Here is a 12,447-nt window from a genome sequence, read left to right on the forward strand (position 1 = left end):
GATGATCTATATTTCCGCTGTTGGCATGGTCAACGCGCTGGGCAACTCGCCTGATGAGATTGCCGCCAACCTGGCTGCGGGCGTGGCGCCGGGCATGCACGCCCGGACCGGCTGGTTGCAGGGAATACCCGAAGCGGTACTGGGCGGCGTGGAAGGCGAGCTGCCGCTCATCCCGGACACCTTCTCTGCACACCGCACCCGCAACAACCAGCTGCTGCTGGCCGCGCTGGCGCAGATTCAGCCCGCCGTCGACGAGGCCATCGCCCGCGTTGGCCGCGACCGCGTGGCCGTGGTGATGGGAACCAGCACCTCCGGGCTGGACGAAGGCGATGAGCACGTTAGGCGCATGACGGACGGCGAGACCAGCACGCGCTGGCAGTATCCGCAGCAGGAGCTGGGCGATCCGTCCCGCTTTCTCGCCAACTGGCTGCAGCTTGAAGGCCCGGCCTATACGATCTCCACCGCCTGCTCCTCCAGCGCGCGGGCGATGATCGGCGGCAAACGTCTGATCGAAGCCGGGCTGGTGGATATCGCCATTGTCGGCGGGGCCGATACCCTGAGCCGGATGCCCGTGAACGGCTTTAACAGCCTTGAATCCTTCTCCCCCACGCTCTGCGAGCCGTTTGGCCGGGACCGCCGGGGGATCACCATCGGTGAAGCGGCGGCGCTGATGGTATTGAGCCGGGAACCCGCGGACGTGGCGCTGCTCGGGACGGGCGAATCCAGCGATGCGTACCATATTTCCGCCCCGCATCCTCAGGGCGAAGGGGCGATAAGGGCTATCACTCAGGCGCTCAGCGAAGCGGGCATGCAGCCGGACGACATCGGCTATATCAACCTGCACGGCACGGCCACGCCGCTCAACGATCAGATTGAATCACAGGTGGTTCACGATCTCTTCGGGGAAAGCGTGCCGTGCAGTTCAACCAAACATCTTACCGGCCACACGCTGGGCGCTGCCGGCATTACCGAAGCGGCTTTGAGCTGGCTTATCCTGACGCGCGATCTGCCCTTGCCGCCGCAGGATTTTTCCCGCTACGCTCCGGACGAGACGCTGGCGCCGTGCGGCCTGCTGCACCAGCGCGCCGCCCTGAAAAAGCCGGTCATTTTATCTAACTCGTTCGCGTTTGGCGGCAACAACGCCAGCATTCTGCTGGGGAGAGCGTCATGAGCTATCTATCACCCGAAGCCTATTTGCCGCACGATGCGCCCATGATGCTGCTGGGGTCCGTTGAGAATGTAACGGATGACATGGCGGTCTGCCGCGTGGCGGTTGACAGGCAAAGCGTGCTGGCGCCGTTTCTCAATGCCGATGGCGACCTGCCGGGCTGGTACGCGCTCGAGCTGATGGCGCAGACCGTTGGCGTCTGGTCGGGCTGGCATCGTCAGCAGCAGGGGCAGGAACATATCGCGCTGGGCATGGTGCTCGGCGCGCGCGAGCTGGTCTGCGCCAGCGGGCGTTTCGCCAACGGCTTAACGCTGGACATTACCGTTAAGCTGCTGATGCAGGACGAACGCTTCGGCAGTTTTGAATGCACGATTTGCGCAGGTGAAGAGACGCTGGCCACGGGCCGGGTCAACACCTTCCAGCCGAGTGCAGAAGAATTAACATCGCTTTTTAATCAGGGATCCCACGCATGAGTCGTTCCGTACTGGTCACAGGGGCCAGCAAAGGCATTGGTCGCGCCATCGCCCGCCAGCTTGCCGCTGACGGGTTCACCGTCGGCGTGCATTACCATCGTGATGCCGCAGGCGCGCAGGAGACGCTGGACGCCATCACCCAGGCGGGCGGCAGCGGCCGTTTACTCTCGTTTGACGTGGGCAACCGCGAGCAGTGCCGCGAGGTGCTGGAGCAGGAGATCGAAACCCATGGCGCATGGTATGGCGTGGTCAGCAACGCCGGAATTACCCGCGACGGCGCCTTTCCGGCGCTGAGTGAAGACGACTGGGACAGCGTGATCCACACCAATCTCGACAGCTTTTACAACGTCATTCACCCCTGCATTATGCCCATGATCGGCACCCGTCAAGGCGGGCGCATTATTACCTTATCCTCCGTCTCCGGCGTGATGGGCAACCGCGGCCAGGTGAACTACAGCGCGGCCAAAGCGGGCATTATCGGCGCCACCAAAGCGCTGGCGATCGAGCTGGCAAAACGCAAAATCACCGTGAACTGCATTGCGCCAGGGCTGATTGATACCGGCATGATTGAGATGGAGGAAGCCGCGCTCAAAGAAGCGATGTCCATCATCCCAATGAAACGTATGGGCCAGGCCGAGGAGGTTGCCGGGCTGGCAAGCTATCTGATGTCGGATATCGCGGGCTACGTGACCCGCTAGGTCATTTCGATTAACGGAGGCATGCTATGACGCGTCGCGTGGTGATTACGGGCATGGGCGGCGTGACCGCCTTTGGCGAGAACTGGCACTCCGTTTCCAGCCGGCTGCTGGCGTATGAAAACGCCGTGCGTAAAATGCCGGAATGGCAGGTGTACGATGGCCTGCACACCCTGCTGGGCGCGCCGATCGACGATTTCGCGCTGCCGGAACACTATACCCGCAAGCGCATCCGCGCCATGGGCCGCGTGTCGCTGATGTCGACCCGTGCCACCGAGTTGGCTTTGGAGCAGGCTGGGCTGATTGGCGAAGCGGTGCTCACCAACGGGCAAACCGGTATCGCCTACGGTTCTTCAACAGGCAGCACCGGCCCGGTCAGCGAATTCGCGACCATGCTTACCGAAAAGCACACTAATAACATCACCGGGACAACCTACGTCCAGATGATGCCGCACACCACGGCGGTGAATACCGGCCTGTTCTTTGGGTTGCGCGGCCGCGTGATCCCGACGTCAAGCGCCTGTACCTCCGGCAGCCAGGCGATTGGCTACGCCTGGGAGGCGATTCGCCACGGGTATCAGACCGTTATGGTCGCGGGGGGCGCGGAAGAGCTTTGTCCATCTGAAGCGGCGGTGTTTGACACGCTGTTTGCCACCAGCCAGCGCAACGACGAACCCAAAACCACCCCGTCGCCGTTTGATACGCAGCGCGATGGTCTGGTGATTGGGGAAGGCGCAGGCACCCTGATTCTGGAGGAGCTGGAGCACGCCAGAGCGCGCGGGGCCACCATCTACGGTGAGATCGTGGGCTTCGCCACCAACTGCGACGCGGCCCATATCACCCAGCCGCAGCGTGACACGATGCAGATTTGCATGGAGCAGTCGCTGGCGATGGCGGGGTTAAGCGCAAGGGATATGGGGTATATCTCCGCGCACGGTACCGCCACCGACCGCGGCGATATCGCCGAAAGCCAGGCGACGGCCGCCATCTACGGTGACAGCGTGCCGGTTTCTTCGCTGAAGAGCTATTTTGGCCACACGCTGGGGGCCTGCGGCGCGCTGGAAGCGTGGATGAGCCTGCAGATGATGCGCGAAGGCTGGTTTGCCCCGACGCTCAATTTAACGCAGCCGGATGAGCAATGCGGGGCTTTAGATTATATTATGGGAGAAGCCCGTCAGATTGACTGCGAGTATCTGCAGAGCAATAACTTCGCGTTTGGCGGCATCAATACCTCGATTATCATTAAACGCTGGGCGTAACTATGTACCGGTTTGTACTGGGAAAAATTTCCACCCTTTGCGCGGACCCGCTGGCGTCAACGCTCGCAGACAGGGCACCTCAGGGTGCCCGACAGGCCTCCTGGCTGGCTGGCCGGACGCTGCTCGCCAGAACGTTATCCCCCACTCCGCTCCCCGACATCATTTACGGCGAGCAGGGGAAACCGGCTTTTGCAAAGGGGGATCCGCTGTGGTTCAACCTGAGCCATAGCGGTGATGATATCGCCCTGCTGATGAGCGATGAAGGCGAAGTGGGCTGCGATATCGAAGTGATTCGCCCCCGTCAGAACTGGCAGGCGCTGGCCAACGCCGTTTTCAGCCTGACAGAGCATGACGAGCTGGAGCGTGAAGCGCCCGAGGAACAGCTTTCTGCCTTCTGGCGTATCTGGACGCGTAAAGAAGCAATTGTGAAGCAGCGCGGCGGCAGCGCCTGGCAGATTGTCAGCATCGACAGCACGGCGCAGTCGCACTCGGTCAGCCAGCTACAGCTCGGTTCACTGAGCCTGGCCGTTTGTACACCCACACCGTATACCCTGACCACCGAGTCGATTATTCACGTCGGGGCAGGAAAATCACCAGCACACCCAGCATAATCAACCCGACGCCCGCCAGCCCGTGCCAGGAGAAGCGCTCCCCCCAGCCGGGCAGCAGGATTGCCGCGCCCCACACCAGGATATAGCTGAGGCTCAGCAAGGCGTACGCTTTGCTGAGCGCCATGCGGTGCAGCGCCAGATACCAGCAGCCCATGGAGGCCACGTATCCCGTCAACCCCAGCAGCAGCGCGCCCGTGCCGGACGAGACGTGCCACAGCGCGGAGATAAACGTCAGAAGATCGCTGACAGGCGGCAGGGCCTGCATGGCATCGCGCAGCAACAGCTGCGCGGCGCTGACTAACAGCACGCTGCATAACGCCCAGAACGCGCCTTTCACAGGCTTCCTCCCAGCACGATAATCCCCATGATGATGAACCCGACCCCCAGCCAGTGGTGCGCAGCAACGTGCTCGCGCCAGAAGAGCTTCGCCGCCAGCGTCACCCAGACAAAATTGAGGCTCAGCATAGGGTAAGCCACGCCGACGGGCAGGCGCTGCAGCACCGCCAGCCAGACCAGCATCCCGCAGCCCAGCGCCAGCATTGCCAGGCCAAGCCACAGCATGACGTGCGCGCCACGCCGCCCGTCCTTCGCCGGACGGGTAGCCTGTTTCTGGCACAGCTGTCCCGCGCAGCTCAGCAGGCTTGCCAGTATCAGCCAGGTCCAGGCCATCACTTCGGCAGATACTCCAGCAGGGCCAGACGCCCCTGGATATAGAGATTGTCCGGCTGCGGTAAATTCGCCTCTGAAATATCGTCACGTTTAGACAGCAGCATCACCAGCGACACGCTTCCCTGCTTACGATGCGTTGCCAGCCACTGCGCGAAGTCGTCTTCACTGACAAAGCGATCTTTCGCATCGGGATAATTCAGCCCGTAGCGCAGCTCGCCGCTCTGAGCAAACAGCGTGATGTCGCTGCGCTTCAGCTCCCACGCCAGGCCCGCGGCCACGCCAACGTTATTGGTCAGCACAAAGCGGCTGCCCTGAAGCGGCTCGCGCACGGTATCCACCAGCGACTGCGGCTGTTTGGAATCCACCACCAGGTTCGGAATGGCAAAACCAATCAGCAACGCCAGGCCCGCAGGACACAGCGCCGCCAGCCACCAGCGCCGCTGGCTCTGCCGCAGCGTAAACCAGCCTAACGCGCCCCAGATGAGGAACGCCACCACCGCACAGAAGACTTTATACAGTTCAACCGACGTCCAGACCGGATGCTTAGCCAGCCCCCACGGCGAGACCGCCAGCGCCGCCACCACGCCGATTGCACCAAACGCCAGGTTAATCCCGCCGTTAATGCGCAACGCTCTGGCCCCTTTTTCTGCCGCGAGGCAGGCATAGCGCGCCATCAGGATAGCCAGCGGGGCAAAACAGGGCAGGATATAGGTCGGCAGCTTGCCTTTGGCGATGCTGAAGAACAGCAGCGGCATTACCACCCATCCCAGCAGGTAGAACCCGCCGCCCGCGTTTTGTCTGTCATTCCAGCCGAGACGCAGCGCGCCTGGCAGCAGCGCCAGCCACGGCAGGCTGCCCGCGAGAAGGAACGGCAGGTAATACCAGAACGGTGCCTTGTGCTGCGCGTCACTCTGGGCAAAACGCTGAATATGCTCAACCCAGAAGAAATAGCGCCAGAAATCAGGCTCGCGGTGCGCAATGGCCAGCCCCCACGGCAGAACAATCAGCACGCAGCTCAGGACCGCGAGCCAGCCAAAAATCAGCACCTCTTTCCAGCGCTTCTGGGCGATGACCCATGGCAGCACGCCAATCACCGGTACCGCCAGCGCCAGAAAGCCTTTGGTCATTACCCCCATGCCGCAGGCCAGCCCAAGCAGCACATAGCCGCCCGCTTTTCCGGCCACGGTGTGCGCCTGTGAGGCGAGCCAGAAGCTGCACATCGCCGCCACCAGCCACAGGGTGACGATGGGATCCAGCACCGCATAGGTGCCGATGCCATACACCAGGAACAGGGTCAGGAAGATAAGGCCGGAGAAAATGGCCGTACGCTTATCCCGCCAGAGACGCCAGGCCATCCAGATAACCAGCAGCGCCGCCAGCCCGGTGGAGAAGATCGACCCGGCGCGTACGGCAAAGTTCGTGTGCCCGAACAGCCATTGTCCGATAGTGTTGATCCAGTAGCCGGCGATCGGCTTTTCAAAGTAGCGCAGCCCCAGGAAATGCGGGACAACCCAGTCCCCCGATGCCAGCATTTCGCGGCTGATTTCCGCATAGCGCGTTTCATCAGGCTGCCACAGCAGGCGGATATCGACCGGAATGAAGTAATAAACGATAAACAGTGCGAAAAGCGCTACGCCATAACGGGCTGTTTTCATGGGACCGAACTCACGGTTTGTTGATAGCCAAGCCAGCCTTCCCGGCCAGCCAGTTCACTACGGACAACTTTGCCCACGGGCAGGGTGCTGAGGTCGTCCGGCAACAGCTCGCTCAACGGGCAGAACGCAATGCCCTCCTGAGCGGCCATCGTCAGCAGCGCATCGAAATCATGCTGGTACGCAATCCCTTCCACTTCTGCATGGATGGTATAGACCGGCGTTCCGGCGTCACGATGGATGCGGTCCAGAATGTAGCGATTAAATGCTTCCGCCTTCACCTCGCGCCCCACCACCTCATCCCACGTGGGAAGCGTGACCGGGATTTGCACCGTACCGTAGCGAAGTTCGCCCAACAGCGGCAAAAACGGCCCGGTTCCGCGACAGTCGCTGTTGTAGCGAAACGCGAAATGCTCTTTGGCTTTGACCACCCGCTGGTCGGCACGCCATCCCGCCACGGCGGAGCAGCGCACGGGCTGGCCGATGATGGCCTCAAGCTCCAGCATTCCACGTTCAACCTCACGGGACAGGCGCGGGATATCCCAGACGCCCGCCCAGGCCTGCCAGGCATGGTGGTCCCAGGCATGCAGGCCAATCTCATGATGCTGCGCCGCCGCGCGGATAATGTCTTCATTACCCGCGCCGATGCGTCTGCCGGGCCAGGCGGTGCCGGCCAGCAAAATATCCCAGCCGTAGAGGGATGCCGCGCGCGAGCGCAGCATTTTGAACAGAAATGCCGGTTTAACCAGACGCCACAAATGGCGTCCCATGTTGTCAGGCCCCACGCTGAAGAAAATGCTGGCGCGCACGCCGTGCCTGCTCAGCAGTTCCAGCAGCCTGGGCATGCCGTCACGCGTTCCCCTGAAGGTGTCGACATCAATGCGTAAACCGACTTTTTTCATGAGGCCTGTTCCGACAGCTCCACGGTGCGCAGGAAGAAGTCGAGCGTCTCGTCAATGGTCTGCTCCATCTTCACCGTCGGCGTCCAGTTCAGGCAGCGCTTCGCGTTGCGGATGCTTGGCTTACGGTGCTCGACGTCCTGGTAGCCCTTACCATAGTAGCTGCTGCTTTCCACTTCGCGGAAACCGGCGAACGGCGGGAAGCGATCGCGCAGCGGATGGCGCTCAAAGCTTGCCAGCAGCATCTCTGCCAGCTCGCGAATGCTCGCCTCGTTTTCCGGGTTACCGATGTTGATGATCTCACCGTTGCAGCGGTTATCTTTGTTCTCGATGATGCGGAACAGGGCCTCGATACCGTCGCTGATATCCGTAAAGCAGCGTTTCTGGCTACCGCCTTCAATCAGCTTGATAGGCGAGCCTTCCACCAGGTTCAGGATCAGCTGGGTGATCGCGCGGGAGCTGCCGATACGCGCCGCGTTCAGGTTATCCAGACGCGGGCCCATCCAGTTGAACGGACGGAACAGGGTAAAGCGCAGACCTTCCTTCTCGCCGTAGGCCCAAATCACGCGGTCCAGCAGCTGCTTGGAGACGGAGTAGATCCAGCGCTGCTTGTTGATCGGCCCGACCACCAGGCTGGAGGCATCTTCATCGAAGTTTTTGTCGGTACACATGCCGTACACTTCAGAGGTGGACGGGAAGATGATGCGCTTGTCGTATTTCACGCAGTCGCGGATGATCTTCAGGTTCTCTTCGAAATCCAGCTCGAACACGCGCAGCGGGTTACGGGTGTACTCGATTGGCGTGGCGATGGCGACCAGCGGCAGCACCACGTCGCATTTTTTAATGTGATATTCGATCCACTCGGAGTGGATGCTGATATCCCCTTCCACAAAGTGGAAGCGCGGGTTGTTGAGGAAACGGCTGATGGCGTCAGAGCCGATATCCAGACCGTAAATCTCGTAGTTATCGTCTTTGAGCAGACGTTCGGTCAGGTGGTTCCCGATAAAGCCGTTCACGCCGAGGATCAGCACGCGGGTGCGGCGCTTGATGGCCACCACCGGCGCGCTGGTGATCAGCGCCCCGGCCACCAGCCCCAGAGACTGCGCCAGCTGCGTGCCCTGAACGTACAGGCCGTTGTCGGTCTGCCCGGTGACGATCTCCAGCGCCTGCTCGCCGCAGCTCACCACCAGCGGGGAGACGGAGACGACGGTGCCCGGCTTAGCGGCCGGGATATCGTCACGCACGCGAGATTTCCAGACGATAAATTTGCTGACGCCCGCAAAGCTGTAAGCGCCCGGCCACGGGTCGGTCACGGCGCGCACCAGGTTGTGCAGCTGGCGGGCGGGTTTATTCCAGTCCAGGCGACCATCTTCCGGCGCGCGGCGGCCAAAGCAGCTGGCCTTGCTTTCGTCCTGCTCGGTCTCGCTGAAGGTGCCGTTGAGGATGGCTGGCAGCGCGTCACGCAGCAGGCTTTGCGCCGCGGTGCAGAGTTTATGATGCAGCTCAAGCGCGGTTTCATCCGCGTCGATTGCCACGCGCTGCTGGGCGACGATGGCTCCGGCATCCGCGCGGCGCACCATGCGGTGCAGCGTCACGCCCGTTTCCGTTTCGCCGTTGACCAGCACCCAGTTCAGCGGCGCGCGGCCACGGTAGGCGGGCAGCAGAGAGCCGTGAAGGTTAAACGCCCCTTTTGCGGCCAGGCCTAAGATCTCGTCGCAGATCAGGTTGCGATAGTAGAACGAGAAGATGACATCAGGCGCCAGCGCGCGGATGCGATCCACCCACAGCGGGTGGTTGACGTCGTCCGGGGCATAAACCGGAATACCGCGCTCGGCGGCGATACGCGCCACGGAGCCGAAAAAGTGATTTTCTCCTGCCGCGTCCGGATGGGTAAAGATTGCAGCAATGTCATAGCCCGCGTCCAGCAGGGCCAGCGTGCCCGCGCACCCCATATCGTGATAGGCAAATACAACGGCTTTCATGGGTGGTTTTCCTCTTGAGATGCTTTGTGTTCCTGACGGACAACACGTTGAATAAAGTAGCGCGGACGTGCGCGAACATCGTTATAGATACGGCCAATGTATTCACCGAGCAGGCCCATTCCGACGAACTGGGCGCCGATGAACATAAACAGCACGGCAAAAAGCATAAAGACCCCTTCCGCCGCCCACTGCGGGCCAAAGACCAGCCGCAGCACCACCAGCAGGACGGACAGCGTAAAACCGGCCAGGGCGATGACGCTGCCGAACACGCTCAGCAGGCGCAGCGGCGTGGTGGTCAGGCAGGTGATGAGGTCGTACATCAGGTTGATGAGACGCATAAAGCTGTACTTCGATTCCCCGTGCTCGCGCTCGGCGTGCAGGACCGGAATTTCCGTTGCCTTGCGGGCAAAGGTGTTGGCGAGGATCGGAATAAAGGTGCTGCGCTCATGGCAGTGCAGCATGGCGTCGACAATATGGCGGCGGTAGGCGCGCAGCATGCAGCCGTAATCGCCCATCGCTTTGCCGGTGGTGCGCTGAATAAGACGGTTGATGGTGCGCGAGGCCAGCTTGCGGAACAGGCTGTCCTGACGGTTCTGGCGCACCGTGCCGACCACGTCATAGCCTTCATCGGCTTTGGCGACCAGGCGCGGGATCTCCTCAGGCGGGTTTTGCAGATCCGCGTCCAGGGTGATAATCAGATCGCCCGTCACGTGGCTGAACCCGGCCATAATGGCGGAGTGCTGGCCGTAGTTACGGTTGAGCAGCACGGCGACAATATGGCTGCCTTCGGCCTGGGCGGCTTCGGTCAACATCAGCGCGGAATCATCGCTGCTGCCGTCGTCCACCAGCAGAATTTCATAGGCTTTGCCCAGCGTGTCGCAGGCAGCCGTGGTGCGGCGGATCAACTCGGGCAGGCTCTCCTGCTCGTTATAAACAGGGATGACCACGGAAACTTTTTGTACAGGCGGTGCGCTGAACATATCAATGTCCTGCAAGCTGATGGAGCGCGGTAATGACGCGGGTTGTGTCGTCATGAGTCATGTCCGGGAAAAGTGGGAGAGAACAAATACGCGCGCTATTCCATTCCGAATTCGGGAGCGATACATCAGGAAAACGCTCGCGGTAGTATTTTTGGGTGTGTGCCGCGCGGAAATGCAGGCCGGTACCGATGCCTTGCTCCTTCAGCGCCGCCATCAGGCCGTCGCGTGAGATCCCGCAGCGAGCTTCATCAACGCGAATAATAAACAGGTGCCAGGCGTGAACGTGCGGCCATGCCGGAATGCTCAGCGGCTGGAACGGCGTATCGGCAAGTTCGCGCAGGTAGCGCTGCGCAATCTCCTGGCGGCGCGTGTTGGCCTCTTTCAGCTTGCCCAGCTGCACCAGCGCCAGCGCGGCGTTGATATCCGCCAGGTTGTATTTATACCCCGGCGAGATCACTTCGGCCTGCGGCGCACGGCCGTGCGTCTGGCGGTCATAGGCATCCACGCCCAGGCCGTGGAACTTCAGGCTGCGGATCCGCGCGGCAAGCCGGGCGTTATCCGTGACGACTAAACCGCCTTCCGCACAGGTCATGTTTTTAATGGCGTGGAAGGAAAAAATCGCCGTGCCTTTCCAGCCCACGTGACGGTTCTTGTAGTACGTTCCGGCGGCATGGGCCGCGTCTTCAATCACCGGAATACCGTGACGCTCGCCGACGGCATGAATGGCGTCGATATCACACGGCGCGCCGGCGTAATGCACGGGAATAATCGCTTTGGTACGCGGGGTAATGGCGGCTTCAATTGCTTCCGGCGTCACCATCAATGTCTCTTTGTCCACATCGATCATGACCGGCGTGGCGCCCAGCAGCACGATCATATTCAGCGTGGAGACCCAGGTCTGGGAGGGGGTAATGACCTCATCGCCCGGGCCAATATCCAGCGCCATCAGCGTGACGTGCATGCCCGCCGTCGCCGAGCAGACGGCAATCGCGTTCTGGTTCCCCGTCAGCTGACAAAATGCCGCTTCAAGTTCCTGATTTTTAGGCCCGGTGGTGATCCAGCCGGAGGTTAAAACCTCCTGCAACGCCGCTAATTCCTCATTACCCATCGACGGGCGGGAAAAAGGCAAAAAATCACTCATCATTAATTTCCTTGCAATAAGAATGGCACGCGCTTGATATTAACCAATTGCCTGTTCGTTTATTTCAACGAACCATAAACTCATATCAAGGTATCGTTCATTTCTTAGGGAAAAATTAAGATGCGTATTCCAGATGTAACGAAATCAATATCAATTCATTTATAAACAAATACTTAACTAATTATGAATTATTTATTTCGTGATCTAATTCAATTTTCTTCGTCATTATTTTAAACCAAACATAAACAAACAAAAAAAATCCCGGTTATTTCTGAAAAAGAAGAAATAACCGGGAACTTTTCTTTTTAGTTAATTGTCGCGCTTATTTTAAGTTATCTGGAAAGTTTTCCGGTAACTCGCTGGCCGCGCAGGCAATCACGCTTTCATCGTTGGCACCACAGTCGCGTACAAAGGTGATTGTTGCGAATTCATCAATCACTTCCGTTGGATAGGTCGGGCCAGCGTCGCGATAGCTGTTCATCAGCGGAATATGATCGTTCTGGAAGCAGACGGTTTTTTCCGGGTTATTCATGACCCAACGTGGGAAGAAGATGGTGCCGTGGAACAGCCGATCGCCCAGGTTCGCAATCAGGCTGACGTCGGTGCCGGTTGGCTCGGTCCAGGAAATTTTATAGATGCTTTCACCGACGCGAACGATATACACCCGCTGATCTTTCACCCAGCGATTGCCCACCAGGCCGCTGTGAATACGGTAGTCGATGGTGTTTTCATTTTTGATGTAAATTTCGTAATTCCAGCCGTTATCGTAGGTATATACCAGATGTTTACCAACGAAGCCGCTTAGGTCGTGTTTGTCGAATGTGTTCATAAGATGTCTCCTTCGTTTTGATGAGACGATCTTAAGCCTTCAAAAAATGAATGAATAACGCTATTTTTTAATCAAATTCATCCAAATTT

The 12,447-nt window shown here is 59.8% G+C and carries 13 protein-coding genes; 5 read left to right on the top strand and 8 right to left on the bottom strand.

Annotation, left to right across the window (positions count from 1 at the left end):
* Position 1 precedes the first annotated feature (1 nt).
* Genes USG84_RS18005 through acpT form a run of 5 tightly spaced genes read left to right on the top strand, consistent with a single transcriptional unit; the run spans position 2 to position 4,206 of the window.
* Positions 2-1,171, top strand: coding sequence for a beta-ketoacyl-[acyl-carrier-protein] synthase family protein (locus USG84_RS18005; RefSeq protein ID WP_253543404.1), 1,170 nt, complete (start codon positions 2-4; stop codon positions 1,169-1,171).
* Entirely contained in the window at positions 1,168-1,641 is a 474-nt protein-coding gene (locus USG84_RS18010; protein ID WP_253543405.1) for a 3-hydroxy-fatty acyl-ACP dehydratase, read from the top strand. The genes USG84_RS18005 and USG84_RS18010 overlap by 4 nt, the downstream gene beginning before the upstream one ends.
* Positions 1,638-2,339, top strand: coding sequence for a 3-ketoacyl-ACP reductase FabG2 (locus USG84_RS18015; RefSeq protein ID WP_320738409.1), 702 nt, complete (start codon positions 1,638-1,640; stop codon positions 2,337-2,339). Before USG84_RS18010 ends, USG84_RS18015 begins: the two co-directional genes overlap by 4 nt.
* A gap of 26 nt (positions 2,340-2,365) precedes the next feature.
* Complete coding sequence (locus tag USG84_RS18020; protein WP_061096832.1) at positions 2,366-3,595, top strand: beta-ketoacyl-ACP synthase; 1,230 nt, start codon at positions 2,366-2,368, stop codon at positions 3,593-3,595.
* 2 nt (positions 3,596-3,597) lie between these two features.
* A complete protein-coding gene (gene acpT, locus USG84_RS18025) occupies positions 3,598-4,206 on the top strand; it encodes a 4'-phosphopantetheinyl transferase AcpT (protein ID WP_151412426.1) in 609 nt (202 codons plus the stop codon).
* Here the strand turns inward: acpT and arnF are convergent.
* The 8 genes from arnF to USG84_RS18065 all read right to left on the bottom strand — a co-directional run bounded on the left by arnF (position 4,163) and on the right by USG84_RS18065 (position 12,358).
* Positions 4,163-4,543: a 4-amino-4-deoxy-L-arabinose-phosphoundecaprenol flippase subunit ArnF gene (gene arnF, locus USG84_RS18030; protein ID WP_061096830.1), complete on the bottom strand. Its 381-nt coding sequence runs from the start codon at positions 4,541-4,543 to the stop codon at positions 4,163-4,165. The genes acpT and arnF overlap by 44 nt on opposite strands.
* Positions 4,540-4,875 (bottom strand): 4-amino-4-deoxy-L-arabinose-phosphoundecaprenol flippase subunit ArnE, encoded by a 336-nt coding sequence (gene arnE, locus USG84_RS18035; protein ID WP_266179797.1) that lies wholly within the window; start codon positions 4,873-4,875, stop codon positions 4,540-4,542. The genes arnF and arnE overlap by 4 nt, the downstream gene beginning before the upstream one ends.
* Entirely contained in the window at positions 4,875-6,530 is a 1,656-nt protein-coding gene (gene arnT / locus USG84_RS18040) for a lipid IV(A) 4-amino-4-deoxy-L-arabinosyltransferase (protein WP_253543407.1), read from the bottom strand. Before arnT ends, arnE begins: the two co-directional genes overlap by 1 nt.
* Positions 6,527-7,429, bottom strand: coding sequence for a 4-deoxy-4-formamido-L-arabinose-phosphoundecaprenol deformylase (gene arnD / locus USG84_RS18045; RefSeq protein ID WP_151412425.1), 903 nt, complete (start codon positions 7,427-7,429; stop codon positions 6,527-6,529). The genes arnT and arnD overlap by 4 nt, the downstream gene beginning before the upstream one ends.
* Positions 7,426-9,408, bottom strand: a complete 1,983-nt coding sequence (arnA, locus tag USG84_RS18050; protein ID WP_061096826.1) for a bifunctional UDP-4-amino-4-deoxy-L-arabinose formyltransferase/UDP-glucuronic acid oxidase ArnA — start codon at positions 9,406-9,408, stop codon at positions 7,426-7,428. The genes arnD and arnA overlap by 4 nt, the downstream gene beginning before the upstream one ends.
* On the bottom strand, positions 9,405-10,388 hold the full coding sequence (gene arnC / locus USG84_RS18055) for an undecaprenyl-phosphate 4-deoxy-4-formamido-L-arabinose transferase (protein ID WP_151412450.1): 984 nt from the start codon (positions 10,386-10,388) through the stop codon (positions 9,405-9,407). Before arnC ends, arnA begins: the two co-directional genes overlap by 4 nt.
* Before the next feature lies 1 nt (position 10,389).
* A complete protein-coding gene (gene arnB / locus USG84_RS18060) occupies positions 10,390-11,529 on the bottom strand; it encodes a UDP-4-amino-4-deoxy-L-arabinose aminotransferase (protein WP_253543518.1) in 1,140 nt (379 codons plus the stop codon).
* 322 nt (positions 11,530-11,851) lie between these two features.
* Positions 11,852-12,358: a phenolic acid decarboxylase gene (locus USG84_RS18065; RefSeq protein ID WP_061096823.1), complete on the bottom strand. Its 507-nt coding sequence runs from the start codon at positions 12,356-12,358 to the stop codon at positions 11,852-11,854.
* Between the last annotated feature and the right edge of the window lie 89 nt (positions 12,359-12,447).

This window comes from Enterobacter sp. 168J2 (genome assembly GCF_034107265.1).
Lineage (GTDB): Bacteria > Pseudomonadota > Gammaproteobacteria > Enterobacterales > Enterobacteriaceae > Enterobacter > Enterobacter nematophilus.

Excerpts from the sequence above, each read along its gene's own strand:
- USG84_RS18020 (WP_061096832.1), top strand. The coding sequence starts at position 2,366 with ATGACGCGTCGCGTGGTGATTACGGGCATGGGCGGCGTGACCGCCTTT.
- arnT (WP_253543407.1), bottom strand. The coding sequence starts at position 6,530 with ATGAAAACAGCCCGTTATGGCGTAGCGCTTTTCGCACTGTTTATCGTT.
- arnD (WP_151412425.1), bottom strand. The coding sequence starts at position 7,429 with ATGAAAAAAGTCGGTTTACGCATTGATGTCGACACCTTCAGGGGAACG.
- USG84_RS18065 (WP_061096823.1), bottom strand. The coding sequence starts at position 12,358 with ATGAACACATTCGACAAACACGACCTAAGCGGCTTCGTTGGTAAACAT.
- USG84_RS18015 (WP_320738409.1), top strand. The coding sequence starts at position 1,638 with ATGAGTCGTTCCGTACTGGTCACAGGGGCCAGCAAAGGCATTGGTCGC.
- arnA (WP_061096826.1), bottom strand. The coding sequence starts at position 9,408 with ATGAAAGCCGTTGTATTTGCCTATCACGATATGGGGTGCGCGGGCACG.
- arnC (WP_151412450.1), bottom strand. The coding sequence starts at position 10,388 with ATGTTCAGCGCACCGCCTGTACAAAAAGTTTCCGTGGTCATCCCTGTT.
- arnE (WP_266179797.1), bottom strand. The coding sequence starts at position 4,875 with ATGGCCTGGACCTGGCTGATACTGGCAAGCCTGCTGAGCTGCGCGGGA.
- USG84_RS18005 (WP_253543404.1), top strand. The coding sequence starts at position 2 with ATGATCTATATTTCCGCTGTTGGCATGGTCAACGCGCTGGGCAACTCG.
- USG84_RS18010 (WP_253543405.1), top strand. The coding sequence starts at position 1,168 with ATGAGCTATCTATCACCCGAAGCCTATTTGCCGCACGATGCGCCCATG.
- acpT (WP_151412426.1), top strand. The coding sequence starts at position 3,598 with ATGTACCGGTTTGTACTGGGAAAAATTTCCACCCTTTGCGCGGACCCG.
- arnB (WP_253543518.1), bottom strand. The coding sequence starts at position 11,529 with ATGAGTGATTTTTTGCCTTTTTCCCGCCCGTCGATGGGTAATGAGGAA.